Raw genomic sequence first — 24,905 nt, forward strand, 5'->3', positions numbered from 1 at the left:
CGTTCGCGAAACTCAGAATTTCGTGCGCGGCACCGCGACCCCGGGGGCTAACGTCATCGTCGCTGTTGTCGATGAGGCTGCCGCCGGAACCGCCGAACAGCCGAAGCGGCACACGATCGGCCGAACGGTTGCCGACGACAACGGTAACTGGATGCTCAAGCTCACCGATCAGGCCAGCACGCCCGACGACGAGGGTGAGCTGCCGGATACGGCCAAGGAGGGCACCAAGGCCATGACGCTGGCCGAGCTCGGCGTGACGGCCAACGGCAACAAGAAGCTCGTCGCCGCCGCCCGTGATGGCATGAACGCGATCTCCGACGACCAGCCGATCACCGTCACCTCGGTCAAGACGAATGCGCCGGCTACCCAGTACTCGGCCGACAACCCGGTCGCCAAGAATGCCGGTTCGATCACCGGCACGCTGGGCAAACAACACCAGAACACGACGAAGACGCAGGTCACCGCCTACATCAAGAACGCCGAGGGGCAAGAGGTCGTCCTGGGTCAGTCCGCGAAAGTCGCCGGAAACATCGACGGTGGTCAGAACTTCTCGATCTCCATCGATCCTGCACAGCTCGCGACTTGCCCCGACATCACCCTGCGGGCAACCGAGGCGAACTTCCCTGCCCAGGGTGATCTGACAAAGGCCGTCGCGACGGCCAAGGACGACGCCTATTCCCCATCTACTGACGTGGTGATCCCCTCGTGCGAGCAGAAGACCGTCACGTTCAATCCGAATGGCGGCCAGCTCGGCGATGTTCCCGCACACAAGAACGTCGGAGTGGGCACCGCTCTCAAGGGTGACTTCCCGCAGGCTAAGCCCATCCGCGACGGCTACACGTTCGTCGGCTGGGCCACCAGCGAGAAGGCGACCGAAGCCGATTTCACGGCCGATACCACCGTCACAACCGACATGACCGTCTACGCCGTGTGGTCGAGCACGACCCCTCCGGCCGCGGACCCGAAGGCATCGACGGTGACGTTGCGCGATGGCCAGGCCGTCGCGAATGATACGGACACCCGGATCATCGAGATCACGCTGAAGGACGTTAAGGGCAACCCGCTGGCAAACGCCGCGGATCGCCTCCGGGCGACCGGCGCACCCGCGGGCGTCACCCTCGGCGACGTCGTTGCCGATCCGTCGACCCCGGGTCGATACACGATCGCCGTACGGTCGACCAAGGTGGGATCCTTCCCGATCACCGTCTCGGTTACCGGTGACGGCGCGGGCGAGATCGGCAGCGTGGACGTCCCCTTCGTCGCCGGTCCCGCGGATCTCAACGATGTCAGTCACTCGAACTACACCGTCTCTACCGGCGCCGCGCCGGCTGAGGGCGGCCAGCACACGGTGACGGTCACGCTGGCGGATGCTCACGGCAACCCGGTATCGGGCCAGGCGGCGAAGCTCGCTGCTACGGCCACGGGATTGCCCGGCGCCCAGGTCGGTAGCTTCACGGAAGATGCCACCCATGCTGGGGTCTACACGGCCACGGTGACGTCGACTCAGGCGAAGGCCGGTGCCGCACAGATCGCCGTGACGCTCGATGGCGCACAGGTGAGTATTCGCTCGCAGGGTAACCAGACGGCAACGTTCGTCGCCGGTGAGCTCTCGGCAACCGACACGACCGTGGTCGTCACCGCTGGCGGGAAAGCCACCGATACCGTTCCTGTCGGGACGCCCGTGACGGTGACCGTGACGCCGAAGGACCGTAATGGCAACCCCGTTGACATGGGCGAATCCCAACGGTGAAGGTGCCCGTGGTGATGGCCCCGGTCACGTTGACGAAGCAGGCTGATGGCACCTACACGGCAACGGCGACGCCGACGACGACGGCGACGGGTGATAACGCGAAGGTGACGTTCCCGAACACGCCGCAGCTCGACGACAAGGCGCGGCTGACGGTCACGCCCGGTGCGCCGACCGCGACGAATTCGACGCTCGTGATCACCGACGCCTCCGGCTCTCCGCTGCCGAACAACACCGCGACCGCCGGTCAACCGATCACCATCGTCTACACCCCGCGCGACGAGCACGGGAACCTGACGAGCGTGCCCGAGGGCGCGACCGTGACCGTTGCCGTTCCTAAGGCCGACGGGACGACCGAGACAGTCACGTTGACCAAGCAGCCCGACGGCACCTATCGCGGCTCGGCAACCGCGTCGAAGGCTGGAACGAACACGGTGACTGCTCAGGTCGGCGGCGAGACCGGTCCCTCGACGAGCTTCACGGTGACCGCCGGAAGCCCGGCGAAGGTCACCATGCCCGATGGTCCGCTGACCGGCACGGTGGGAACCCAGGTACCCAGCCCGGGTAACGCGGTTGTCACCGATTCCGCGGGCAACCCGGTGCCCGAAGGCACCAAGGTTTACGTCAGCGTTCCCGGTGCCGAGGCTCCTGTCGAGGTCACGGTTGGCAAGGACGGGAAAGCCCCGCTACCGCCCTTCACGCCGACAGCGCCCGGCACTCAGCAGATCGGCGTGTCGGCCAACCCTGACGGCTCGAACCCGCTGGGGACCAAGCCGATCACGGTTGTTCCCGCCGCCCCGACCCTGACCAGCGCCAACGCCACCGGCGTTACCGGCAAGGCTCCGGATCACGTCGCCACGGGATCGACGGTGACGCTGCTCAACGGCGCCGGCGAGAAGATCGGAACGGGGACGACCACCTCGGATGGCTCGTTCACGATCACCTACACCCCGGGCAAGGAACCGGCGAACGGTGAGCCCGTGCGGGCGACCGTCACCGATTCGGCGACGAACACGACGTCGGCTCCGTCCAAGCCGTTGACGGTCGACACGACCAAGGCGCAGACCCCGACGATCTCGGCGCCCGATCCCAAGAAGCCCGGAGAGGTCTCTGGTACGGCCCACCCCGGCGACACGGTTACGGTGTGCGTCAACGCCAAGAACTGCGTCGACGCGGCGGTCGACGAGAACGGCCACTACACCGTTCCCGTTCACCCCGCGCTGACGACCGGTGACGTCATCACCGTCGTTGCTAAGGACGCGCAGACGGGCAACACGTCCGACACGGCCAAGACGACGGTCGACTTCACGGCCCCGGATGCCCCCAAGGTGACGGTGACCGAGAATTCGGACGGTTCGGCGACCGTGACGGTGACCCCGCCCGCGAGTGATGTTGAGGGCGATCCTGTCGCGACGATCGACGGCAAGAAGGTTCCGCTGACGAAGAACGACGACGGCACCTACTCCTACACGGTGCCGGTTGCTCAGCGCACCGAGAAGCCCCTGACGGTCGAAGCGACGGTCGCGGACAAGGCAGGTAACGTCTCGACGCCGGGCAAGGCAACCATCCCGCAGGTGACGACGCCTCCGCCCAGCGATATCGCCGCGAACGCGACGGGCGTGACCGGCAAGGTCGACGAGTCCGTTCCGAATGGGTCCAAGGTGACCGTGACGAACGCTGACGGCGACGTCATCGGCACGGGAACGACGAGCGACGGAACCTTCACCGTCACCTACGACAAGGGCAAGGTCCCCGCCCACGGCGATACGGTGCACGTCACGGTGACGAACAAGGACACCGGCGTGGAGTCCACCCCGGCGCGCGGCACGGTCAACCTGACCAAGCCCGGCACGCCGACCGTGGTCGCCGACCCGAAGACGCCCGGCGTCATCTCGGGAACCGCGGATCCCGGCAACACCGTGACGGTGTGCGTGGGCGAGACGTGCGTGACGACGACCGCCGATGCCAAGGGCAACTATCGCGTGCCGGTTCCCGGCCTGAAGGACGGCGACACGGTCACCGCCACGGCTAAGGACCCGGCGACGGGTAACGACTCCGATCCCGCCAGCGTCGTCGTCGACTACACGGCGCCCGGAAAACCGGGCCTGTCGGTCACGCGCAACGAGGACGGGTCCTACACGGCGGTCATCACCCCGAACCCGGACGACAAGGACAGCGGCAAGAACACCGCAAACCTGCTCATCGCCAAGCCGGGCGAGCCCGCCGGAAACTCCGGTCTGACCGGCAAGGTCGACCCGAACACCGGCGCCGTCACCTTCACCATTCCCGCCAACCAGGTGGTCGACGGGATGACGCTGACGGGCACGATGACCGATCCGGCGGGGAACACGTCTGTTCCCTCCGACCCCTACGTCGTTGATGCCAAGCCGCCGGCACTGTCGACCGACGACTACTCGTCGGGTGACTCGCTGACGGGCAAGACCGAACCGGACGCGAGCGTCGAGATCACCTACACGGATAAGGACGGCACCGAGCACACGGTGAAGGTTCCGGTGGCCGAGGACGGCTCGTTCACCGCGAAGCTCGTTCCCCCGGCGAAGGACGGCACGACCATCACCGTGGTCGCCACGGACCCGGCTGGTAACACGACGACGGTGAAGACTCCGGTCGACGCGCGCGTGCCCGCCAAGCCGACGATCGTGATCGATCCGGCCAAGCCCGGGACGATCACCGGCACGTCGGATCCGAACACGACGATCACGGTGTGCGTCGACGGCACGGCCGGCAAGCGGTGCACCGAGACGACGACGGATAAGGACGGCAACTACACGGCGACCATCAATCCCGCCGTCACGAACGGTGACACGGTTACGGTCGTTGCGAAGAACCCGCACAACGGAAAGACGTCACAGTCCACGACGACCGCCGACTTCACCTCCAACGGTCTGACCGACGTGACGATCACCGACGACGGCAAGACCGTCACCGGCACGACGGATCCCAACGCTCCGGTAACCGTCACCCTGCCTGATGGCACGGTGGTGACGGGGACGGCCGACGCAGACGGCGACTTCACCGTCACGCTGCCGAAACCGCTGACGCCGGGCGAGACGATCACGGTCACTGTCACCGGTGTTGACGGCAAGACCTACACGGAAAAGGTGACGTTTGGGTCGAACGGATCCTCCTCCAGTTCGGGCACCGGCTCGGTGACTACCACGCCGCCCACCGCTAACAAGCCGGCAGCGGAATCACGCGGGTCTCTGGCCCGCACCGGTGCCACGGCTGCGGGGGTCGCGGGTGCGGCGGCTGCCCTCTTGCTGGCTGGCTGGAGCATCGTCGCGGCACGCCGACGCAAGACGCACGAGTGAGGCAGTAGCTAGCTGAGCGTCTGACGCGGGGCGGTACGGGACTGACGTCCGGTACCGCCCCGCGTCGCGTGACCACTCGCGCGGCGAGCGTGACGCCCGCTTGCCTACAGCAGGCCCGGCGCGAGTGGTTTCGCGATAGTCGGGCGAGTAAACTGCACAGCGAAGGCGCGCGGATGGGAGGCGACATGACGTATGACGACGACGCCCCCGCGTCGGTGTGTGCCCGCGTCGCCACGGGGTTCATCGGCGTTCTCGGCGCGGCCGCGGTCATCGGCGGCACCTACGCCATAGTCCTGGAGCGCTCGCGACTCGCCCCACTGGTATTTCTGTTCTGCGGCTGCTTTGCCGCGATCGTCATGTGTGCCACCGCGGTTCGACTGCGCCGATACCGCCCCTATCCCGACGCGGTTGCGCGGGCAATCCAGCTCGCAACCATGAGTGCGATCGCCGCGCTCGTGTCGTTTGTCGTCCTCCTCGTTCCGATCACTGCCGCACCGATCGCTGCCGTTGTGATCGCTCTCGTCCAGGCCGTGCTGGCCGGGACGGCAATCCGCCTGTGGTGGCGCAACGCGCCGGTCAGCATTACCGCGGGTGAGTCCGAGTGAAGATGCTGCCGGCGCTACCGGGCTCCCTGAGACGAGTAGTCGCCCGCAACCGCATCATTCTCGCCCTCATCGCCCTCGTCATCGGTGCGATCGTCGGCGGCGCCTCGGTGCTGTTCCACTACTGCATTGAGGCGTGGACGTGGGTGATGACGGGCTACACCGACTATCCCCCGCACGCGGGAGCGCCCCATGGCACGTGGGGCTTCCCCTCGTGGTTCATCATCGTCGTCCCCGTTATCTCGGGTCTCATCTACGGCCCCCTCATTCAGCGCTTCGCCCCGAGCGCGCGCGGCCACGGTGTCCCCGAAGTCATGCTCGCCGTCGCCCGCCAGGGAGGACGCATTCCCGGGCGAGTAGCGCTCGTGAAGATCATCGGTTCCGCGCTGACCCTGGGCGGCGGCGGGTCGGTCGGGCGCGAAGGCCCGATCGTTCAAGTCGGGGCATCGCTGGGATCGTGGATTTCGTCCACGCTCAACCTTCCGCGCCGACGGGTCATCCTTTTTGCCGGCTGCGGCAGCGCCGCCGGAATTGCGGCGACGTTCAACGCACCCCTGGCCGGTGCCTGCTTCGCGATGGAGGTGATCCTCGGCGGCCTCAGTGCGACGACGTTTAGTTACGTCCTCTTCGCGTCGGTCGCGGCCTCTGTCGTCTCTCATGCCCTGCTGGGCGACCATCCGGCCGTCGAGCTGCCCCACAACCTCTCGCTCGCGGCAGCGGGCGACCTGTGGTGGGTCGTCGCCGTCGCCATCATCGCCGGTCTGGCAGGCCTGGGGTTCGCCAAATTCCTCTACGTCATCGAAGACGCCGTCGATCGGTTGTATCGGTGGCCCGAATGGGCACGCCCCGCGCTCGGCTCGCTCCTCCTTGGTCTGGGGCTGTGGGCGTTTCCCGTGATGTACGGGGCCGGCGGTTCCGTTCAGGTCGATACGCTTAGCGGCACCTATGGGATCGGTGCTCTGCTCGCCCTGTGTGTGGGGCGCGCGATCTTCACGGCCTACACGATTGCGATCGGTGGCTCTGGGGGAGTGTTCGCCCCGTCCCTGGCGATCGGGGCAACCGCGGGCATGGCCGTCGGCCTCGTCGTGTCGCCGCTGTCGGCATCGGATGCCGCCGTCTACGGAGTCATCGGCATGGGCGCGGCCTTCGCCGCCGCTGCACGCGCGCCGCTCACCGCGGCCCTCATCATCGTCGAAATGACCGGCCAATACTCCCTGATCCTGCCGATGCTCCTGGCCGTGGCCGTCGCCACCGGGATGTCGCGCTACCTGACGTCGACGACGATCTACACGGAAAAGCTGCTGCGCCGAGGCGATACCTTGCGCGATCCCGTCGAGCACACCGTGATGGGCAGGCGCACGGCTGGTCAACTCATGCACCCCGTCCCCCCGCTACTGAGTGCGGAAAGCACGATCGACGAGGCTGTACGCGCGTTCAACGACGTCCCCGACACCTCCTTGCCCGTGATCCGCCGCGACCAATTCCTGGGCTCGGTGACGCGTCTGGCCCTCATGCGCGCCTCGACCACCCCCGATGCCGAGACCACAACCGTCGGCGACCTCGACCTCATCACCGATTGCGTGGCGCCCGATACCCTGCCTTCGCGATTCCTCGGCGTCATGGAGGCGACCCCGCTGCGCGCGGTCCCCGTCGTCAACGCCGAGCGTCGCGTCGTCGGGGTCCTGCGCATTCGCGACCTCGTTCAGCTGCTCTACGACGAGCAACACCGGGCCCTTCACGCCGGCGACGAGGTGACGTCGTGGGGGCAACGGATGCAGCAGCGCTTCCACGAGGGCGCGTGGCGCCCTCACTGGCCGGGCCGCCACCAGGAGTAGGCCGGCCGATACCATAGGGGTGATGACTTCCTTTAGCCAACGCCTCATCAACTCTTACGCCGCGACGCTGCCCTATAAGACCCAGCTCGGACTCACCGATGACACCCTGTGGGAATGGGCGACCACGCGTAAACATACGCTCGGGCGTGCCCGGCCCCACCTGTGGCCCTACCGCGTGGGATGCGAGGTCGTTAACCACCGCGACGCCGCGGTCGGGTACTGGGAATACATCCCCACAGCCGGTCCGGCTCGTCCGGGCTGCATCCTGTTCTTCCACGGCGGATCGTGGATGTTCCGTTTCTCGGCCCTCCAAGCCGGATTCGTCGCCGCCATCGCACGAGGGTCGGGATTGCGCGTGCGCGTGCCGCGATACCCGCTGCTGCCCGATGCGACGGGCAAGGAATTTCGCGAGGGGATCATGGCGGCCTGGCAAGACTGCCTGGCGGACGGGATGGATCCGCGCGACATCGTCGTCATGGGAGACTCTGCCGGCGGGCACGCCTCCCTCGTGTTGTACCAGATGCTGCGTGCGCAGGAACAGGTCCAGCCTGCCCGCTACATCGTGCTCAGCGCCCCGATGGATTTCGTCACCCCGCCCGATCCCGACACGCTGGCTCTCGAGGCCGAGGACCCGGTCATCGCATTGGGATCGACGCCGGTCCTTGGGCGTCAGCTCGCCGGCGGTCTGCCCCTCGACGACCCGCGCGTGAGCCCACGACTGGGGGAGTACGACGGGTGCCCACCCATCGACCTATTCGTCGGTGAGCACGAGGTGTTGAAGACCGCGTCGGTGTCGCTGGCGCGCGAGTGGGGCGAACGCGCTCCCGTGCGCGTCCACGTGGGGCGAGGCTGCATCCACGACTGGCCAACCTTCCCCACCCGTGAGGGCCGCGTCGCTCGGGCGGCGATCCTCGACCTCCTCAACGCCTCGCCACACGACGCATAAGAGCGTGGGCGCGACCGCTCACCGGCCGCGCCCACACCCGTAATCGTTCGCTTAGGCCCCGAGGACTCGGCGAGCCTCGGCGCGAGCGTCGTCCGCCGAGCCGGCACCGATAACCGCCTGGGCGGCCTCACGGCACTGGTCTCCCGTCACCTGCGACAGCTGGGCCCCCACGGCGCCGATCGCCGACGACGCCATCGACAGCGACGTGATGCCCATTCCGTGAAGGACACACGCGAGCAGCGGATCAGCTGCTGCCTCACCGCACACCCCGACCGGCTTACCGAGCTTGCGCCCCGCCTCGGCCGTACGCGCGATGAGGGCGAGGACGCCCGGCTGCCACGGATCGGTGTAGGTGGCCAGGTTGGGGTTCATCCGGTCGGCCGCCATCGTGTACTGCGTGAGGTCGTTGGTACCAATCGAGAAGAAGTCGACGATCGAGAGGAACTGCTCGGCGAGGATCGCCACGGCCGGGACCTCAACCATGATGCCGGCCACAAGACCGCGCTCGCGAGCCATATCCGTGAACCACTTGGCCTCGGCCACCGTCGACACCATGGGCGCCATCACCCACGTCTCGCCCTCGCGTCCGGCCGCCGCCTGGGCGATCGCGTCGACCTGGTGGGGCAGCTGGTTCGGATCGATTCCCGAGGTGCGCAGACCGCGCACACCCAGCGCCGGATTCTCCTCATCGGGAACACTCGCCCACGCGACCGGCTTGTCCGAGCCGGCATCGAGCGTGCGCACGACGACCTTGCGGCCCGGGAACGCCTCGAAAACCGGCCGGTAAATGTCGGCCTGCTGGTCGACACTCGGTTCGCTCGCGGCGCCGAGGAAGCACAGCTCGGTGCGGAACAGGCCGACGCCCTCGGCCTGCGAACCCGCTGCTGTCCTCGCGCCCTCGCCATCTTGGATGTTGGCGAGCAGCTGCACCGGCTCGCCATCGCGCGTGCGTCCCGGCCCCTGCCACGACTTTGCCAGCTCACGCTGCGTGCGATCGGCAGCAACGGCCTCCTGGGCCGCCTCGGGGTCGGGATCCATCTCGATACGCCCGGTGCGCCCATCGAGCTGGACCATGGTGTCGTGCGGAATCTGTTCGAGATCGCGCGCGGCAACGATGCAGGGAATGCCGAGCTGGCGGGCAATAATCGACGTGTGCGACGTCGGGCCACCCAGCACCGTCGCGATACCCAAGACGTTGTCGGGGTTCAGGCCGGCGGTATCGGCGGGGGCCAGGTCGTCGGCGAACAGCACCACCGGGTGATCGAGTACGGGAATGCCTGGCTCAGGCAGGCCCTCTAATTCGGCGATGACGCGATCGCGAACGTCGCAAATATCGGTGACGCGTTCGGCCATCAAACCGCCCGCTTCCTTAAAAAGCGCCACGAAAGTATCGGTTGCCGCCATCGTCGCCTGAACGGCCGGCGTGCCCTCTTTACGAATACGCTTGCGAACTTCGCGCTGCCACCCCTTGTCCCGAGCCAGCTGCGACGTCATTGCCAACACATCCGACGCGGTGCCGATTGTCTTTTTGGCGCGCTCGGCCAACCGCTGCGAGACAACGCTCGCCGCCTCCTGGAAGCGTTCGTACTCGGCGTCGCGCTGGTCCTCAGCGAGTGCCGGTGCCGAGGTCGACGGCGTTTCGGGGCGGCGGACCCAGGCGACGGGACCATAGGCCACACCGGGAACAACGGGGGTACCAAACGTATCGCGAGATGCGAAATCAGACATGAGATCCTCCACGGTGACAATCACGAGATATCGCCAGCCTAATGCGTGTTGGCTAACGCGGTCAGACAATGGATTGTGACCCGTCGCAAATATGTGACAGATAGAGACGGTAGGATGGAGGATGCGGTAGCAAGAAGACGCGAAGGAGCAGTTTGATGACATCGTGCACCTACGACATTGTCACGTTGACACCCAATCCCTCGATTGATCGCACCGTCACGATTGATGCGTCCCTGTCCCCGGGCGGCGTGCACCGCATCATCCACGAACTGCGCGAACCCGGCGGCAAGGGCCTCAACGTGGCGGCCGTCGCTCGCGAGTCAGGCAGCACAGTATGCGCCATCGTCCCGCTCGGACCCGACGACCCACTCGGCGACCTAGCCGACGTACCCGTGCGGGCCGTCGCGATCGACCAGCAGGTGCGCACAAACATCGCCGTCATCGACGCCGACGGCGAGACGACGAAGATCAACGAAGCCGGCCCGGCATTCACCCCCGAACACGTTGACGCCTTGCTTGAGGCCATCAGGGAAGAGGCCCGCCACGCCCGCTGCGTCGTCCTCGCCGGCTCGCTGCCCACCGGGGTGGACGACGACTTCTACATCCGCGCCGTCACGGCGATCCGACACGACGCCCCCGACGTCCTCGTCGCCGTCGACACCTCAGATCGACCGCTCATGCGCCTGGCCGAGTCACTGCCCGACGCCGCGCCCGACATCGTCAAACCGAACGCGAAGGAACTCGCCCAGATGGTCGGTGCCGACCCCGACGCCATGGAGGCCGCCGCCGACGCCGGCAACTTCGCCCCCGTCATCGAGGCCGCGCGCGGACTGGTGGCACGCGGAATCGACACCGTCGTCGCCACCCTCGGCGGAGCTGGCGCCATCGCCGTCACCGCCGAGGAGGCGTGGCACGCAACCGCCCCCGACGTCCCCGTCCGCTCGACGGTCGGGGCCGGAGACGCCTCCCTCACCGGCTATCTCCTCTCACGCCTGCGCAACGACGACGTCGCCACCTGCCTCGCACACGCGTGCGCCTACGGCTCGGCCGCCGCGGCCCTACCCGGCACAGGGCGCCCCCGCCCCACCGATATCCGTCCCGACGAATCGACACTCACCGATCTGACGAAAGGCAGCCATCATGAGTGATGCCCCCCTAATCACCACGGACCTCGTGTCCCTTGACCATCCGCTGGGTGAGAACAAACGAGACGTCATCGCGGCCCTCGCTCGACGCGTTGCCGCAACAGGCCGCGCCGAAGCCAACGGCCTCATCGCCAGCCTGGGCGAGCGCGAAGCACAGGGAGCCACGGGATTCCCCGGCGGATTCGCCATCCCCCACGCGCGCTCGCGGGCCGTGACGACGGCGGCGCTCGGGTTTGCCCGGCTGCCGAAACCCGTGGATTTCGGCGCCAAGGACGGCCCGGCCGACCTCGTGTTCCTCATCGCCGCGCCCGATGGTGCCGGGGACATGCACCTGAAGCTGCTCCAGCGCCTCGCGCGGGGGTTGGCGCGGCCCGACTTCGTCGCGTCGCTGCGAGCTGCCGGAAGTGCCGAGGAGGTCGTTGACCTCATCATGGCCCAGGTGGAAAAGAAGAAGCCGGCGACGGCATCTGCCCCGAGTGCACCGGCGGCCACGGAGACGACGAGCGCACCGACATGCGCCCTCGTTGCCGTCACCTCGTGCCCCACCGGCATTGCCCACACCTACATGGCGGCCGAGAATCTGGAAAACGCCGCCCGCGAGGCCGGCGTCACCATCGCCGTGGAGCCGCAGGGATCGGGCGGAATCGACTTCCTCGATCCCGAGGTCATCAAGGCGGCCGACGCCGTCATCTTCGCCCACGACGTTGAGGTGCGCGATAAGCACCGCTTCGCCGGGCTGCCCGTCGTCGATGTCGGCGTCAAGCGCGCCGTCGACGACGCACCCGCCCTTATTGACCGCGCCATTCGCGCCGCCAAGGACCCGCAGGCGAGCCGTGTCAGCGCCGAGAGCTCCTCGAGCGAGGGCGGCAGCAACGAGCAGGTCTCGATGGCCAAGCGGATCCAGCAGGTCCTCATGACCGGCGTGTCCTACATGATCCCCTTCGTCGCCGCCGGCGGTCTGTTGACGGCGTTGGCGTTCGTCATCGGCGGCTACGACGTCGCGTTCAAGGCCCAGGACATCGTGTTGACGCATTCGTTCTGGGATCTGCCGGGCACGGTCACGCTGGATTCCGGCGAGGCCATGTCACGCTCTGGCCTGGCTCTCTATATCGGCGCGTTGCTGGCAACACTGGGATCGGTGGCGATGGGATTCCTCGTCGCCGCGCTGTCGGGCTATATCGCCTTCGGGTTGGCTGGTCGCCCCGGCCTGGCGCCGGGCTTCGTCGGCGGTGCGATCTCCGTGCTCACGGGTGCCGGCTTCATTGGCGGTTTGGTCACCGGGCTCGTCGCCGGCGTCATCGCCATGTGGTTGGCCTCGTTTAGGCCGCCTCGCTGGCTCGCCGGACTCATGCCGGTCGTCATCATTCCCCTGGTTGCCACGTTCATCACCGGCGGGTTGATGCTCGCGTTCCTCGGGCGTCCGCTGGCCGCTCTCATGGAAGCCCTCCAGTCTGGCCTCTCCTCGATGAGCGGCGGCTCCGCCGTCGTTCTCGGCATCATCTTGGGCCTCATGATGTGCTTCGACCTCGGTGGCCCCGTCAACAAGGCCGCCTACCTGTTCGCCACCGCCGGCCTGGCTGAGGGTTCGCCGACGAGCACGGGTCCCTACCTCGTCATGGCCGCCGTCATGGCCTCCGGCATGGTTCCGCCCCTGGCGATGGCCCTGTCGACCGTGATTCGCAAGAAGTACTACTCGAAGGCCGAGCGCGAAAACGGCAAGACCGCGTGGCTGCTCGGTGCCTCGTTCATCTCCGAGGGTGCCATTCCGTTCGCCGCCGCTGACCCGCTGCGGGTCATCCCGTCGATGATGCTTGGCGGTGCGGTCACGGGCGCGCTGTCGATGGCGTTCGGCGTCAACCTGCGTGCGCCGCACGGCGGTATCTTCGTCATCCTCGCGATCACGCCGTGGTGGGGATTCCTCATCTCCATCGTCGCCGGCGTTCTCGTCGGAGCCTGCGCGGTGACCATCGCGAAGGGACTGCACTACAGGAAACTGCAGGCTAACGCGGACACGGTGAGTGTGACGGGTTAGTCTCATATAAGCCGCACGCGACGTCGCGTTGCTGTCAACAATGGAAACCGAGTGGTCCCGCCGGGACCGTTGACCAAAAGGAGAATCTCCATGGCCGAAAAGATCGTGACCGTCGGCTCGTCGGTGGGCCTGCACGCCCGCCCCGCCTCGATTGTGGCCGAGGCCGCCGACGAGTTCGACGACGACATCCTCCTGTTCATCGAGGGCGACCAGGACGACGAAGACGAGGGCGTCGACGCCGCCTCGGCTCTGCTCGTCATGACGCTGGGTGCCAAGCACGGTGACCGCGTCGTCGTGCGCTCGGACAACGCGGAAGCGGTCGACAAGATCGCCGCGCTCATCGAGAAAGACCTCGACGCGTAAGCACTGACACACACCGACGCCGCGGCCCCGGAGCATCATCCGGGGCCGCGGCGTCTCCCTATTACGACAACCGGACGGGTGGCTGTAGAGACGACGGCGGCGGAGCCACCCGAAGGTTGACTCCGCCGCCGCTGATCGCGTGTGAGGCGAGTGCCCGCTTAGTCGGGCAGACGCATTGTCGTGGCAGCCGAGAAGTTGTGCTGCTTGCCCGGCTCGATCTGCAGGTGCATGACGTTGCCGGCCGGCGGCGCCGTGTGCGGAGGAACGCGCACGACGATCTGACCGAACTTGTCCGACGAGTCGTCATCGTCGCTGATGCTCAGCTGCTCGCCCGAGGCCAGGTGGCCGTAGACGTAGGCGTCCGAACCGAGCTCTTCAACGAGGTCGATCGTCAGCGGGATCGTCGCCGTGGCACCTTCGGGGGCAATCTGCAGGCCCTCGGGGCGGAAACCGATGATGATCTGGCCGTTGTCGGCGCTCGTCAGAGCGTCGCGGGTGGCGGCGCTGAGCGGGACGCGGGCCTCGCCGAGAACCGCGTGCTCGCCCTCGACACGGAAGCGTCCGAGGTTCATCGACGGCGAGCCGATGAAGCCGGCGACGAAGGAGTTCGCGGGGCGATCGTAGAGCTCGCGCGGGGTGCCGACCTGCTGGAGGATGCCGTCCTTGATAACGGCGATCCGGTCACCCATCGTCATCGCTTCGGTCTGGTCGTGAGTCACGTACAGGGTCGTAACCCCGAGCTCGTGCTGAAGCGAGGCGATCTGCGTACGCGTTTGCACACGCAGCTTGGCGTCGAGGTTGGACAGCGGCTCGTCCATGAGGAACACCTGCGGCTGGCGAACGATCGCGCGCCCCATGGCGACACGCTGACGCTGACCACCCGAGAGGGCCTTCGGCTTGCGGTCGAGGTACTGGGTCAGGCCCAGGGTCTTCGCCGCCTTTTCGACGCGCTTGTTGATCTCGTCCTTGGGCAGCTTGGCGATCTTCAGAGCGAAGCCCATGTTGTCGCGCACCGTCATGTGCGGGTAGAGGGCGTAGTTCTGGAAGACCATCGCGATGTCGCGATCCTTCGGCTGGACGTTGGTGACGTCCTTGTCGCCAATGTAAATGTGGCCCTCGTTGACGTCCTCAAGACCGGCCAACATGCGCAGCGACGTGGTCTTACCACAGCCGGACGGGCCGACGAGAACGAGGAATTCGCCGTCTGCGACCTCAAGGTTGAGGTTCTTCACCGCGGGTTCCGTAGCACCCGGGTAGATGCGGCTGACATTGTCAAACCGGACAGTTGCCATGTTTATTTATCTCCTCCACGGGCAGGTACGTGCCCGACGATCCGAGTGGAGTGTCTGTGCAGCAACGGTGATGCGTGTCTGCGTTGACACGAACGCCTGGTGGCGTCCGCCACTAAGTATGACATACCCTGGGGAAGTCCGGGCCAAAAGCGACGCAGGTCACTGTCTGGAGGCATCGTGAACGCAACAGATAACCGCGAACCCGACATCGCGAGGGCGCTCGCGCGCATCGGCGAGGTATGCGTTGCCCTGGCCGCCCTGTGCGTCACCCGGTTGCCCAGCCCGGGCCTGGGAGTGCGGCTCGCCTGCGGCGTCATCGCGGCGTGCCTGCTGCTCATCGTCCTCGCCGCTGTTCGCGTCGCGTGTGCACGCGGCACCGCAGAGGGCGTCGGGATGAGTCCCGCGACGATTATCAACGTCGCTGCCCTGGTTGGCGCCGTGTGTGCCGGCGCTATCCTCCTCACGGGCAAGACCCTGTTTCCCTTTTACGCCATCGCCCTGGCATACGTGTGTGCGCTGGCCGCCGTGCTTGTGTGCCGCGACAATGATCGGACGTGGCCCGACCAGGTCACGGGGTGGGTGCAGCTGCTCGTCTACCCCGCCCTCGGGGCGGTCATCGGCATCGCGCCGGCCGCGTTCGTCGCTCCTGTCCTGGCCCAGATGTAGCCAGTTAGCGGCAACTTACGAAGCATCGGGCATTTGTGTTACGTTCCCCGATGCGCGCTACATGGCGCGCTAACGCCGTCGTTTACGCGACGGCGTTCCGTTTATTGCGTACAGGAGTCCCCATCGTATGCGCGCAGCAGATTCACGCTCCGTGAAACCGGCATGGATTCTGGCCGTCGTAGCCTCATCGAGTTTCCTCGCGACCTTTAATGAAACATTCCTCAACGTGGCCCTCACGCCGATCATGGGCGATTTTTCGCTCGACGCGGCAACGGGGCAGTGGGTGACGACGGCCTATATGCTCGTCGCTGCCGTCGTCGTTCCCCTCACCGGCTTCCTCTATCGTTCAATCGCGACCCGCCGCCTCGTCTTGATCTCGCTCGGCCTGCTGCTCGTCGGCTCCCTGGTCGGCGTCATTGCCCCGACCTTCCCCATCCTCGTCGCGGCCCGCGTCATTCAAGCGATTGGCACCGGCATGGTTGTGCCCATCGGCATGAACCTCACGCTCGCGGTGGCACCGCCCCATAAGCTCGGCATCTACATGGGGATCGTCTCGGCGATGACGACGCTTGGCCCCGCGTTTGGCCCGATCGTCGCCGGCGGCATCATGTCGCTGACTTCGTGGCACGGCCTGTTCGCCGTGTTCGCCGTCATGATCGTCCTCGTCATCATCTTGTCGCTGGTTGCTGTCAAGGACATCGCCGAACTCACCAAGCCGCGTCTGGACGCCGCCTCGGTCATCCTTGCCTCGGTCGGTCTGATCGGCCTCATGTACGGCTCCTCGATCCTCTTCAAGGGACAGGCCCTGCTTGGCGCCGTCATCGCCGTCGTCGGCATCATCGTCATCGCGGCCTTCCTCGTTCGTCAGCGTCGTTGCGCGCACCCGCTGCTCAACCTCGCCCCGCTGATGACGACCGGCTTCAACCTCGGTGTCTTGCTGGTTGTCATTGCCCTGATGACCGTGTTCTCGCTGAACATGATCCTGCCGGTGTTCATGCAGTCGGCCCTCGGATTCACCCCGATGGTCGCCGCCCTCACGCTGCTGCCGCCCTGCCTCGTCTCGTGCGTGCTCGCGCCCGTGGCCGGCAAAATCTTCGATAAGTTCGGCGTGCGCATCATGGTTCCCGTCGGCATGTTCGTCGTTTTCGCCAGCATGGTTGTGCTCTCGCGACTCGACGAGACCGCGACCTCGGCCATGGTCATCGCCTGCTACGCCCCCGCCATCGCCGGGTGCGCGATGGTCGTCGGCCCCTCCCAGTCGCACGCGCTGTCGCGCCTGACCCCCGACCTCTACCCCCACGGCACGACGATCGTCGGCACCGCCTTCCAGCTGGCCGGGTGCTTCGGATCGGCGCTGTTCATGGGCGTCTACTCGCTGGCCGAGCAGAACTCCCGCGCCACGGCGCTCGTCGCCGCCGCCGACGGCTTCCACGCGGCCACGCTGGTTGCCTGCGGCGTCACGTTCGTCGGCTTCCTCGTCGCCCTGGGCATGGCCCGCGAGGCCGGCAAGCGCCGCGTCGGCGACCACCACGACGAACCGGCTGCCCATCACAGTGCAGCTGAATCCGCGACACCGCGCATCCACTCCGAGGCAACCGCCCAGACGGTCATGCAAAAGGAGGTGTTCAGCGTCGATTCGACGGCGAGCGCCTACGATGCCCTCACCCTCATGGCCCGCAAGCGCACCTCGGGTATGCCCGTGATCGGCGACAACGACACCCTCGTCGGCTTCGTCACCGACGGTGCCCTGCTGCGCGCCCTCTCCGGTGAAGGCCAAGACGCCATTAACATGGCCTACGTCTACGCCCTGTGGGCGCAGGAAAAGGACCTCTCGGGCCAGATCGAACGCCTCAAAGACATCCCCGTCATGGACGTCGCCTTCCGCCGACCGGTCTCCGTCGACGCGGATGCCAGCCTGCAAGACGTATGCGAGGCGCTGTCCGATCGCCACGTCAAAAAGGTCCCCGTCCTCGACAACGGTCGCCTCGTCGGCGTCATCAACCGCACCGAGCTGCTGCGCACGATGGTTCCCGTCGTGTAGCCAGTGACAGAAAAACGGCGCGGTCCCTCACACGTGAGGGACCGCGCCGTTTCCTGTACCTACAACCACCCGTTATCTCGGGCAACGCGCGCGGCATCGGCACGCGTGCGTGCCTGGGTCTTCCCCATCGCGGCCGAGACATGATTGCGGACCGTGCCTGCCGACACGTGGAGGCGAGCCGCAATGTCACTAATCGTCCCGCCCAGCTCGACCGCACAAAGAACCTCGCGTTCGCGAGGCGTCAACGGATTGATCCCCACCGCCAAGGAATCGGAAGCCAGCTGTGGATCGATCACCCGCAATCCCGCATGGACATCGCGCACGTGACGCGCCAGCTCCTCAGCCGGCGCATCCTTGACGACAAACCCGCTGGCCCCGGCCGCGAAGGCCCGCCGCACGTAACCGGCACGCCCAAAGGTCGTGACGATGAGGACACGCGTAGAGGGAAAACGCGCACGGATCTGCGCACACGTCGCAATCCCATCACCACCCGGCATCTCCACATCCATAAGGACAACATCAACGGTCTCATCGGCGAGCACCGAGACGATCTCGTCGCCAGACGACGCCGTCGCCACCACCTCAATATCGGGTTCGAGCCCAAGCAAGGCAGCCAAAGCACCGCGAATCAGCGCCTGATCATCGACCACCGCCACTCGAATCACCGGCACCACCCACCTTCGGATCCAGCTTAAGCTGCACCCGCCACTCGCCACCGACCCGACCCGCGTCGATGCGCCCAAGCCCCTGAGCCCGCGCGCGCAGATTCGCCAAGCCACGCCCGCCCCGGGCCGATTCCGCGCCCGACTGATCGACACCATCGTTGGTGACCGTGACCCCATCACTCGCGAAGCGGATACGACACGACGTGGCACGCGAATGATGAACGACGTTAGCCACCGACTCACGGATCGTATGAGCAACGAGAGTCTCAACCTCACTCGTGAACCGGGGAACCTCCCCCTCAACGCTCACAGCGATTCCCGCACTATCGGTCAACAGCTGCGCACTGGCCAACTCCTCGTCAACGCGGCGCTGCTGGCGCGAATGAACAACCGCCCGCATCTGCGCGAGAGCCTCACGCGAGAGCTCAGCAACCTGCATCGACGCCCCGCGCGCCTCATCCAGACGCCCGGCATCGATGAGACGCGCCGACAGCTGCGATAGCGTCGACATCGCCGTCAGCGACTGCCCCAAGACGTCGTGAAGATCCGACGCCATCCGATCGCGCTCAGCCTGCGCCGCATCATAGGCCTCACGAGTGAGGGCAAGCGTCTGCTCGATGCCCTCCTCAAGGGAACGCCGAACCATGACCAAAAACAGGCTGGTACCGACATAGGAAATCGTCACCGGAATGAGCAAGCCGGGCTCAGCGATAGCCACCGGGATACAAGCGAGAGCGACGACCGCCGTGACACCCCCGAAGGCAGGCCACAACAGCGACCTCGGAGTCAGCAGCAGAACCAGGCAGGCGAAAAACGCCGCATTAAAGATGCCAGCCGAGGGAACGAGAACAATCGAGCACACCGCCACCACCGCCAACGCCAGCGGCGACACGAGCGCTCGCGGGCGCATTCGTCGCGATCTCGGTGCCGGATCGTGCAGCAGCCACTGGGCCATATAGCCGATAAGGAAGACGCATTGACTGGCAACAAACAACCATGACCTCACCGAATGAGGGGCAGAAGAGGCCACCGCGACCTGCCCGATGATGATGAACACGGTCCACGGTGCGGCGTAGGCAAAACTCGAGGCGCGGTCTTCCGAGACGGAGAATACGCGGCTTATCCAGGCGATCATCGTGTCACCGTCGCGTCAGTCGCCGTGCCGTCCACACGGCCGCTGCCAGGAGTACGAGGCTCCATACAGCGACGTTGACGATCGGTTCCCACCCCAGCGTCTGCCACCCATAGAGCGGAGCCAGCGCGATCGTATTCATGCCCCACAGTGGCGTGAACTTCGCGATTGCCTGAAACACCGGCCCCAGCGAGTCGAGCGGGATAAACATGCCCGAGAAGAAACCGAGAACGGACATTCCGCCACCGAGGATCCCGTACGCCTGATCCGAGCCGACGACGATGGCAACGACCATCCCCAACAATGCTGGGATAACCGACAGCACCCACGACAGGACAAAGGCCTGTGCCCACACGAGCGCGTCCATGTGCGCGCGCAGAGCAAATCCCAGCAGGTAGATCACCGCCAGCACGCACGCGGACACGCATACCGCCGCGATGACCTTTGCCGCCAACCATGGCCGCAAGCCTAAAGGCGTGAGAGCGAGCGTGCGAGGCCATCCGGTGACGTATTCGACGGCAAGCGAGGTCGTCAGCGTCGTCGCCGCCATCGCCGCACCAAATTGTGCGAGCGAGATGAGGATATGCGCCGAGACGTTGCCGTTTCCCACCGAGACATCAGCGATCTTGTCGTTCGTGCCGAACATGAGATACATGAGCGCGGGAATACCGATGACGAAAGCAACGGTCCAGATGTTGACGAGTTTGTTGACGATTTCGTGGCGTGTCGTCGCGAGAAATCCCCTGTGCCACGAGGTCGGGTGACGTGTGGAGAGCTCGCGCATAAAGACATCGGTGTGGTTGGTGGGGGTGAGCGTTGTCATAGCGTCGTCTGCGTGGTCAAGGCGAGGTAGGCGTCCTCGATCGTCGAATGGGTGAGGCTGAGATCGCGTGCGCCGGGCAAAGCCAGGCCAGCCCGGGCGGCATCGTCGAGATCGTTTCCGCGAACGGTGACCATCCCGCCCTCCACCGTGATGTGCCACGGGCGACCGGCGGATGCCGATTCGAGGGCGTCGCGGGCGACGGTGTCGGTCGCATCGCAGCGCAGAGTCAGGGTCGAGTCCGCGTAGTCGGCGGCGAGTTGCGCGGTCGAGCCGTCGGCGATGACCCGACCCGAACGCATGATGATGGTGCGTTGGGCGTATTGCTGAGCCTCGGTGAGATAGTGCGTCGCGAACACGATGGTGCGGCCCCGCTGGGCCTCGTCGTCCATAATCTGCCAAAACGCCGTGCGCGAGGCGACGTCCATCCCGACCGTCGGTTCGTCGAGAAAGAGGAACAGGGGATCGGATAGGAGCGCCAGGGCGAGACGAATCCGCTGCTGTTCCCCGCCCGAGCATTTCCCCACGCGCCGCCGCGCCAGCGCCTCGATTCCCGTCGCCACCATGAGCTCGTCGAGGTCGCGGTGCGTTTCCATGGTGTCCGCGACGAATCGTACGAGGGAACCGACGCGCAGATCGGTCAGGAGGGCGCCGTGCTGGTGGAGCGCACCGACGAGGCCGCGAGCAATGGCGTCGCGCGGGGACAGCCCACACAACATCCGCTCGCCCCGATCGGGCGATTGCAGCCCCAAGATGATGTCGATCAGCGTCGTCTTGCCGGCACCGTTGGGGCCGAGGAGCGCAACGATCTCGCCGGGCGAGATGTCGAGATCCACGTCATCGACGGCCAGGACATCTCCAAAAGACTTCCTGAGTCCACGTGTGAAGATGGCGCGAGGCGGTGGTGCAGTGGTTTGACTCATGCCCCAAGGATCCGCGCACGGGCGCGCCGTTACCTAGAGCAAATAGCCAGAAGAGCCCGTGACATATGTCAGGGGTGGGCGCGACGCCGGCCGGCGATGCACTCCGAGATGCCGGCGAGATAGATGACGAGGGCCACGGCGCTCAAGCCGACACCAACCCACAGCATCGCCGCGTACCCGAAATGCTCGGCGACCGGCCCCAGCACGATCGGTCCCGCTCCCGTCCCCGAATCGACGAGCAGATAGAAGGACCCGACCGCGAGGCCGACGTCGAGGGGTCCCACGCGCGAGATAGCCATCGCCTGTCCCGCCGAGATGAGCGTGCCGTAGCCCAGGCCCAAGAAACCGCCTCCGGCCAACAACGCGGCCCCGTTACCCGCCCATGCCGTCAGGCCCAAGCCGAGGCCGGCGCTGATGATCGCCGGGATGATGACGATGTCGTGGCCGTGACGATCCTGGATGATCCCCGCCAGCGGCCGGGCAACCATGATGACGGCGGCATAGAGGAGGAAATAGAAGCCGGCCGCGCGCGCAAGATCACGTTCGGCGGCATAAGTCGTGAGGTAGGTCAACACCGATGCAAAGCCCAGGGCAGGCAAGAACGTGACGAACCCGATGGGCAGCGCCTTGACGGTGACGAACGCCGAGGGAGTGAACGGCGGCTTGAGGAATCGCCGCCCACGAGCGCGCTTGGGCACCTCGAGCAGCATCACCCACGTAAACGCCACCGTCGCAAACGACAAGACGAAGCCGAGGAGGAAGATCGCGTCGTATCCGTACGTCCTCATGAGGATCGTCGCTACTCCGGGGCCGAGGCCGCTGGCTAACGCCAGGCCCGCACCGAACCATCCCGAGGCTTCGGCCTGACGTGAGCGCGGGGCCGCGGCGAGCGTCACCGCACCCAGCGTGTCGCCCCCACGCCCATACCCAGGCCGTGGCAACACCGGGTGAGAACGACCTCGGCGAGGTTGTCGGCGAGCATGTAGCCGCCCGATGCCAGCATGAATACGATCACCGCGCTCATCAGCGCGACCCGGCGTCCGACGAGGGTGACGAATGGTGCCGTGATGAGGCGCCCAATGGTCGCGGCGATGACGAAGAGCCCCGAGACGATTCCGCCCATCGCCGCCGAGGCTCCCAGCACGTCGACCGAATACCCCGCGATGGAGGACATGTACATGAAGAACGAGAAGGACATCGTCGCGTTGCCGATTGCTCCGGTGAGGAACTGGCGGGTAAACAAACGCGGGCGCGACGAAGCAGACACGACACCTCCTGGCACGACAAAGCCCCGGCACGCGCCGGTGACGACATGGGGTTAGCGCGTCAAGGATACGCCCTGTCCCGCAAGGTCGATGACCAGGCCGTCAGAGCGGACGGCGATGGAGGTGATCTCGAGGTGTCGCGGCAAGCTCGTCAGCGGCACGGTGACGGCGGGCAGCGCGAGTCGGGAAGCGTACAGACGTCCCACGCGGGCGTTATCGACGCTTACCGCCCCAAAGGATGCTGTGACCTGCGCATATCCGGTCTCCGATAGGCCGGCCGGAGTCAACGTGACGGGAGCGGACGCCGTGAATCCGCCCGGGAGTGCCACGCGGGCGACGAGATGATCCGTCTCGGTTGCGATTGTCACATCCTCGCGTGCTGCATGTTCGGCGATCGTGCGGGTGAGCACGTCGGTAGGGATGAGCGCACGCAGCTGGAGCGAGTCGATGGAGGTGATCGAGCGATCGGCAAAGCTCACCTCGACACCGCGGGCGTGGGCCGACAGGTCGCGGATCTCGGTGCCGTTGGAGACCAGGCGCGGTGACGTCACGGTGACGTCGTCAAAGCGTTGGCTCGCCACCTGGGTGAGGAACGGGAACCCGCCGATGTCGAGCGCGGGGGAGGAGACGCCGCGATCGGCCAGCCGCGAGGTGGCGACATCGCGGGCAAACCACCACGCCGCACGGTCTGCGATCCCGCCGAGAACGGCGACGATGACGACGACGATGAGCAGGCGACGCACGAATGTCATAGAGCCTCCACGGCGGTATAGAGCTGGCGATGGCGCACAGCCAGGTTGGCATATGCGGCGCTCGCGTCGGGATCGGGAGCGGTGACCTGCGCGTCGACGCGCGCGGCAATGGGGGCGATTCGGTGGGAGAGCCCCAGGGCGTGGGCCGTCGCCAGGGCGCACCCGATGAGGGTCGCATCAGCCCCGGGCACGTGGGTGATCGCGACGCCGATGATGTCGGCCAGCAGACGTCGCCACGGCTCGGACTCTGCACCGCCGCCCGTGATCGGCAACGTTCGAAGGCTCTCCCTGTCGTCCCCGGCAATGTCATCGAGGGCGTGGCGCAGCCCAAAGGCAATTCCCTCGAGCAGGCCACGGTAGAGCGTGGCCGCGTCGGTTGTGGGACGGATGCCGATGATGGCCCCGGCCAGCTCCTCGCTGCGCACGGGAAAGCGCTCCCCACCCAACCCGGGAAGGGTGAGTAGGCCCGTGGGGACACGGCCATGGTCGCGTTCCCAGGCGTCCATCGCCGCATCGGCCTGTTGCGCGCTGGCTCCGCCGAGCACGACGTCGCGCCCCCACTGGGCGGTCGCCCCAGCCGATGCGAGCGCGGCGATGACGAGCGACGCCGTCCCCGACCCACCCGGCGTCTGTGCGCCTGCGGCATAGGGGACAGCCAGACAGTGGCGCGTGGCCGCGGGCAGCGTCGACCTAAACGGCGCGAGCGCTCCTACCCAGCCCGACGAGCCCAGGTAGGCATAGGGCGATTCGAGAGTGGCCCCCACCGTCCCCAGCGTCGTCGTTCCCGCGTCACCGGGGGCGAGAACGACCGGGATGCCCGCGGGCAACCCGATGAGCTCGCCGGCCATCGCGGTGAGCGTGCCAAGACCCGCGACGCCTTCGCCCGCCAGCGCCGGCAGGACCCGCGGCGGCAGATCGGCAGCGGCACAGACCTCACTCAACCAGCCGGAACCGTCGCGCCGAGCAATCCCCGTCGTCGTCGCGGTCGTCTGATCGCACCACGCGCCTAACCCCAGCGCCCACGCGAGATAGGCGGCGGGCCCGAATACGACTCGGCGAGTCGACGCTAGACGGGGATCACCCGTCCGCGACAGCCGCAGCCACATGGCGGCTGGCGACGTTGCCCCCTGAATGTTGCCGCACGTGGTATCCCACGACCCGACAGCTCGAGAAATCTCGTCGGCCTCGGCTTGGGCGCGAGCATCCGCATAGAGAATCGCCTCACCTAGTGCCGCCATCTGCTCGGGCGCGGTGGGAGTCGCGGCGGGCAGCAGAACGAGATCCTGCATCTGGCCGGTCAGCCCCAGCCCCGCGATGCGCGACATCACTGCGTCTCCGGCATCGGCGCCGACAAGTACGATCGCCTCTCGCGCGGCCCGCAGCCATTCACCCGGCTCCTGCGTGATGGCACCGTCGTGGCCGACGTGTGTGTCGTAGGGCGAGGATGCGTGGGCGAGAAGGTCGCCGTTGACGTCAATGAGGGCAGCCTTGGCACCCGACGTGCCAAGATCGAGCGCGAGAATAAGGGGCCGAGTCGATCGGGACATGCCTCGATCGTACGGGTTTTCTGGCCCTCACCCCTATGCCATGGTTCGATAAGGCGCGTGAGGGACCCTATA

General features: G+C 66.5%; 20 protein-coding genes. 10 read left to right on the forward strand and 10 right to left on the reverse strand.

The window, feature by feature from the left end; genetic code table 11:
* The first annotated feature begins 301 nt into the window (after positions 1-301).
* The 5 genes from H8R18_RS08965 (at position 302) to H8R18_RS00395 (ending at position 8,462) form a co-directional block, all read left to right on the forward strand.
* The gene (locus tag H8R18_RS08965) at positions 302-1,750 is read left to right on the forward strand and encodes an invasin domain 3-containing protein (protein WP_227712915.1); all 1,449 of its coding nucleotides are present in this window, start codon (positions 302-304) and stop codon (positions 1,748-1,750) included.
* Between the two features lie 14 nt (positions 1,751-1,764).
* Positions 1,765-5,079 carry an Ig-like domain-containing protein gene (locus H8R18_RS00380; RefSeq protein WP_227712916.1) on the forward strand — a complete coding sequence of 1,105 codons (3,315 nt, stop codon included), beginning with the start codon at positions 1,765-1,767 and terminating at the stop codon, positions 5,077-5,079.
* 185 nt (positions 5,080-5,264) lie between these two features.
* On the forward strand, positions 5,265-5,684 hold the full coding sequence (locus H8R18_RS00385) for a hypothetical protein (protein ID WP_191071731.1): 420 nt from the start codon (positions 5,265-5,267) through the stop codon (positions 5,682-5,684).
* 2 nt (positions 5,685-5,686) lie between these two features.
* A complete protein-coding gene (locus tag H8R18_RS00390; RefSeq protein ID WP_191072008.1) occupies positions 5,687-7,516 on the forward strand; it encodes a chloride channel protein in 1,830 nt (609 codons plus the stop codon).
* A 22-nt stretch (positions 7,517-7,538) separates the two neighbouring features.
* The gene (locus tag H8R18_RS00395; protein WP_191071732.1) at positions 7,539-8,462 is read left to right on the forward strand and encodes an alpha/beta hydrolase fold domain-containing protein; all 924 of its coding nucleotides are present in this window, start codon (positions 7,539-7,541) and stop codon (positions 8,460-8,462) included.
* A 51-nt stretch (positions 8,463-8,513) separates the two neighbouring features.
* Here H8R18_RS00395 and ptsP read toward each other — a convergent pair whose 3' ends face one another.
* Complete coding sequence (gene ptsP / locus H8R18_RS00400; protein ID WP_191071733.1) at positions 8,514-10,190, reverse strand: phosphoenolpyruvate--protein phosphotransferase; 1,677 nt, start codon at positions 10,188-10,190, stop codon at positions 8,514-8,516.
* Between the two features lie 155 nt (positions 10,191-10,345).
* On the opposite strand from ptsP, the gene H8R18_RS00405 reads away from it, so the two are divergent.
* The 3 genes from H8R18_RS00405 to H8R18_RS00415 all read left to right on the forward strand — a co-directional run bounded on the left by H8R18_RS00405 (position 10,346) and on the right by H8R18_RS00415 (position 13,730).
* Entirely contained in the window at positions 10,346-11,338 is a 993-nt protein-coding gene (locus H8R18_RS00405; RefSeq protein ID WP_191071734.1) for a 1-phosphofructokinase family hexose kinase, read from the forward strand.
* Positions 11,331-13,367 carry a PTS fructose transporter subunit IIABC gene (locus tag H8R18_RS00410; protein WP_191071735.1) on the forward strand — a complete coding sequence of 679 codons (2,037 nt, stop codon included), beginning with the start codon at positions 11,331-11,333 and terminating at the stop codon, positions 13,365-13,367. The genes H8R18_RS00405 and H8R18_RS00410 overlap by 8 nt, the downstream gene beginning before the upstream one ends.
* Before the next feature lie 90 nt (positions 13,368-13,457).
* Positions 13,458-13,730, forward strand: coding sequence for an HPr family phosphocarrier protein (locus H8R18_RS00415; protein ID WP_191071736.1), 273 nt, complete (start codon positions 13,458-13,460; stop codon positions 13,728-13,730).
* 158 nt (positions 13,731-13,888) lie between these two features.
* Here the strand turns inward: H8R18_RS00415 and H8R18_RS00420 are convergent, their stop codons facing one another.
* A complete protein-coding gene (locus H8R18_RS00420) occupies positions 13,889-15,022 on the reverse strand; it encodes an ABC transporter ATP-binding protein (protein ID WP_191071737.1) in 1,134 nt (377 codons plus the stop codon).
* A gap of 177 nt (positions 15,023-15,199) precedes the next feature.
* Between H8R18_RS00420 and H8R18_RS00425 the strand changes: the two genes are divergently transcribed.
* Entirely contained in the window at positions 15,200-15,688 is a 489-nt protein-coding gene (locus tag H8R18_RS00425; RefSeq protein WP_191071738.1) for a hypothetical protein, read from the forward strand.
* A 127-nt stretch (positions 15,689-15,815) separates the two neighbouring features.
* Positions 15,816-17,729, forward strand: coding sequence for an MFS transporter (locus tag H8R18_RS00430; protein WP_191071739.1), 1,914 nt, complete (start codon positions 15,816-15,818; stop codon positions 17,727-17,729).
* 59 nt (positions 17,730-17,788) lie between these two features.
* Here the strand turns inward: H8R18_RS00430 and H8R18_RS00435 are convergent, their stop codons facing one another.
* The 8 genes from H8R18_RS00435 to H8R18_RS00470 form a co-directional block, all read right to left on the reverse strand.
* Positions 17,789-18,394, reverse strand: a complete 606-nt coding sequence (locus H8R18_RS00435; RefSeq protein WP_191072009.1) for a response regulator transcription factor — start codon at positions 18,392-18,394, stop codon at positions 17,789-17,791.
* Positions 18,369-19,529, reverse strand: coding sequence for a sensor histidine kinase (locus H8R18_RS00440; protein WP_191071740.1), 1,161 nt, complete (start codon positions 19,527-19,529; stop codon positions 18,369-18,371). The genes H8R18_RS00435 and H8R18_RS00440 overlap by 26 nt, the downstream gene beginning before the upstream one ends.
* Before the next feature lie 4 nt (positions 19,530-19,533).
* Positions 19,534-20,349, reverse strand: a complete 816-nt coding sequence (locus H8R18_RS00445; RefSeq protein ID WP_191071741.1) for an ABC transporter permease — start codon at positions 20,347-20,349, stop codon at positions 19,534-19,536.
* The gene (locus tag H8R18_RS00450) at positions 20,346-21,182 is read right to left on the reverse strand and encodes an ABC transporter ATP-binding protein (protein ID WP_194189288.1); all 837 of its coding nucleotides are present in this window, start codon (positions 21,180-21,182) and stop codon (positions 20,346-20,348) included. Before H8R18_RS00450 ends, H8R18_RS00445 begins: the two co-directional genes overlap by 4 nt.
* A 155-nt stretch (positions 21,183-21,337) precedes the next feature.
* Positions 21,338-22,165 carry an MFS transporter gene (locus H8R18_RS00455; RefSeq protein WP_194189289.1) on the reverse strand — a complete coding sequence of 276 codons (828 nt, stop codon included), beginning with the start codon at positions 22,163-22,165 and terminating at the stop codon, positions 21,338-21,340.
* Positions 22,162-22,536, reverse strand: a complete 375-nt coding sequence (locus H8R18_RS00460; protein ID WP_194189290.1) for an MFS transporter — start codon at positions 22,534-22,536, stop codon at positions 22,162-22,164. Before H8R18_RS00460 ends, H8R18_RS00455 begins: the two co-directional genes overlap by 4 nt.
* 51 nt (positions 22,537-22,587) lie before the next feature.
* Complete coding sequence (locus H8R18_RS00465; protein ID WP_191071744.1) at positions 22,588-23,286, reverse strand: LmeA family phospholipid-binding protein; 699 nt, start codon at positions 23,284-23,286, stop codon at positions 22,588-22,590.
* The gene (locus H8R18_RS00470; protein WP_191071745.1) at positions 23,283-24,833 is read right to left on the reverse strand and encodes an FGGY family carbohydrate kinase; all 1,551 of its coding nucleotides are present in this window, start codon (positions 24,831-24,833) and stop codon (positions 23,283-23,285) included. The genes H8R18_RS00465 and H8R18_RS00470 overlap by 4 nt, the downstream gene beginning before the upstream one ends.
* Positions 24,834-24,905: the final 72 nt, after the last annotated feature.

It is taken from the genome of Nanchangia anserum, assembly GCF_015240065.1.
GTDB lineage: Bacteria > Actinomycetota > Actinomycetes > Actinomycetales > Actinomycetaceae > Nanchangia > Nanchangia anserum.

Coding starts and splice junctions, on each gene's coding strand:
- H8R18_RS00430 (WP_191071739.1), top strand. CDS start 15,816: ATGCGCGCAGCAGATTCACGCTCCGTGAAACCGGCATGGATTCTGGCC.
- H8R18_RS00420 (WP_191071737.1), bottom strand. CDS start 15,022: ATGGCAACTGTCCGGTTTGACAATGTCAGCCGCATCTACCCGGGTGCT.
- H8R18_RS00440 (WP_191071740.1), bottom strand. CDS start 19,529: ATGATCGCCTGGATAAGCCGCGTATTCTCCGTCTCGGAAGACCGCGCC.
- H8R18_RS00395 (WP_191071732.1), top strand. CDS start 7,539: ATGACTTCCTTTAGCCAACGCCTCATCAACTCTTACGCCGCGACGCTG.
- H8R18_RS00385 (WP_191071731.1), top strand. CDS start 5,265: ATGACGTATGACGACGACGCCCCCGCGTCGGTGTGTGCCCGCGTCGCC.
- H8R18_RS00405 (WP_191071734.1), top strand. CDS start 10,346: ATGACATCGTGCACCTACGACATTGTCACGTTGACACCCAATCCCTCG.
- ptsP (WP_191071733.1), bottom strand. CDS start 10,190: ATGTCTGATTTCGCATCTCGCGATACGTTTGGTACCCCCGTTGTTCCC.
- H8R18_RS00470 (WP_191071745.1), bottom strand. CDS start 24,833: ATGTCCCGATCGACTCGGCCCCTTATTCTCGCGCTCGATCTTGGCACG.
- H8R18_RS00380 (WP_227712916.1), top strand. CDS start 1,765: ATGGCCCCGGTCACGTTGACGAAGCAGGCTGATGGCACCTACACGGCA.
- H8R18_RS00415 (WP_191071736.1), top strand. CDS start 13,458: ATGGCCGAAAAGATCGTGACCGTCGGCTCGTCGGTGGGCCTGCACGCC.
- H8R18_RS00410 (WP_191071735.1), top strand. CDS start 11,331: ATGAGTGATGCCCCCCTAATCACCACGGACCTCGTGTCCCTTGACCAT.
- H8R18_RS00445 (WP_191071741.1), bottom strand. CDS start 20,349: ATGACAACGCTCACCCCCACCAACCACACCGATGTCTTTATGCGCGAG.
- H8R18_RS00390 (WP_191072008.1), top strand. CDS start 5,687: ATGCTGCCGGCGCTACCGGGCTCCCTGAGACGAGTAGTCGCCCGCAAC.
- H8R18_RS00465 (WP_191071744.1), bottom strand. CDS start 23,286: ATGACATTCGTGCGTCGCCTGCTCATCGTCGTCGTCATCGTCGCCGTT.
- H8R18_RS08965 (WP_227712915.1), top strand. CDS start 302: ATGAACGCGATCTCCGACGACCAGCCGATCACCGTCACCTCGGTCAAG.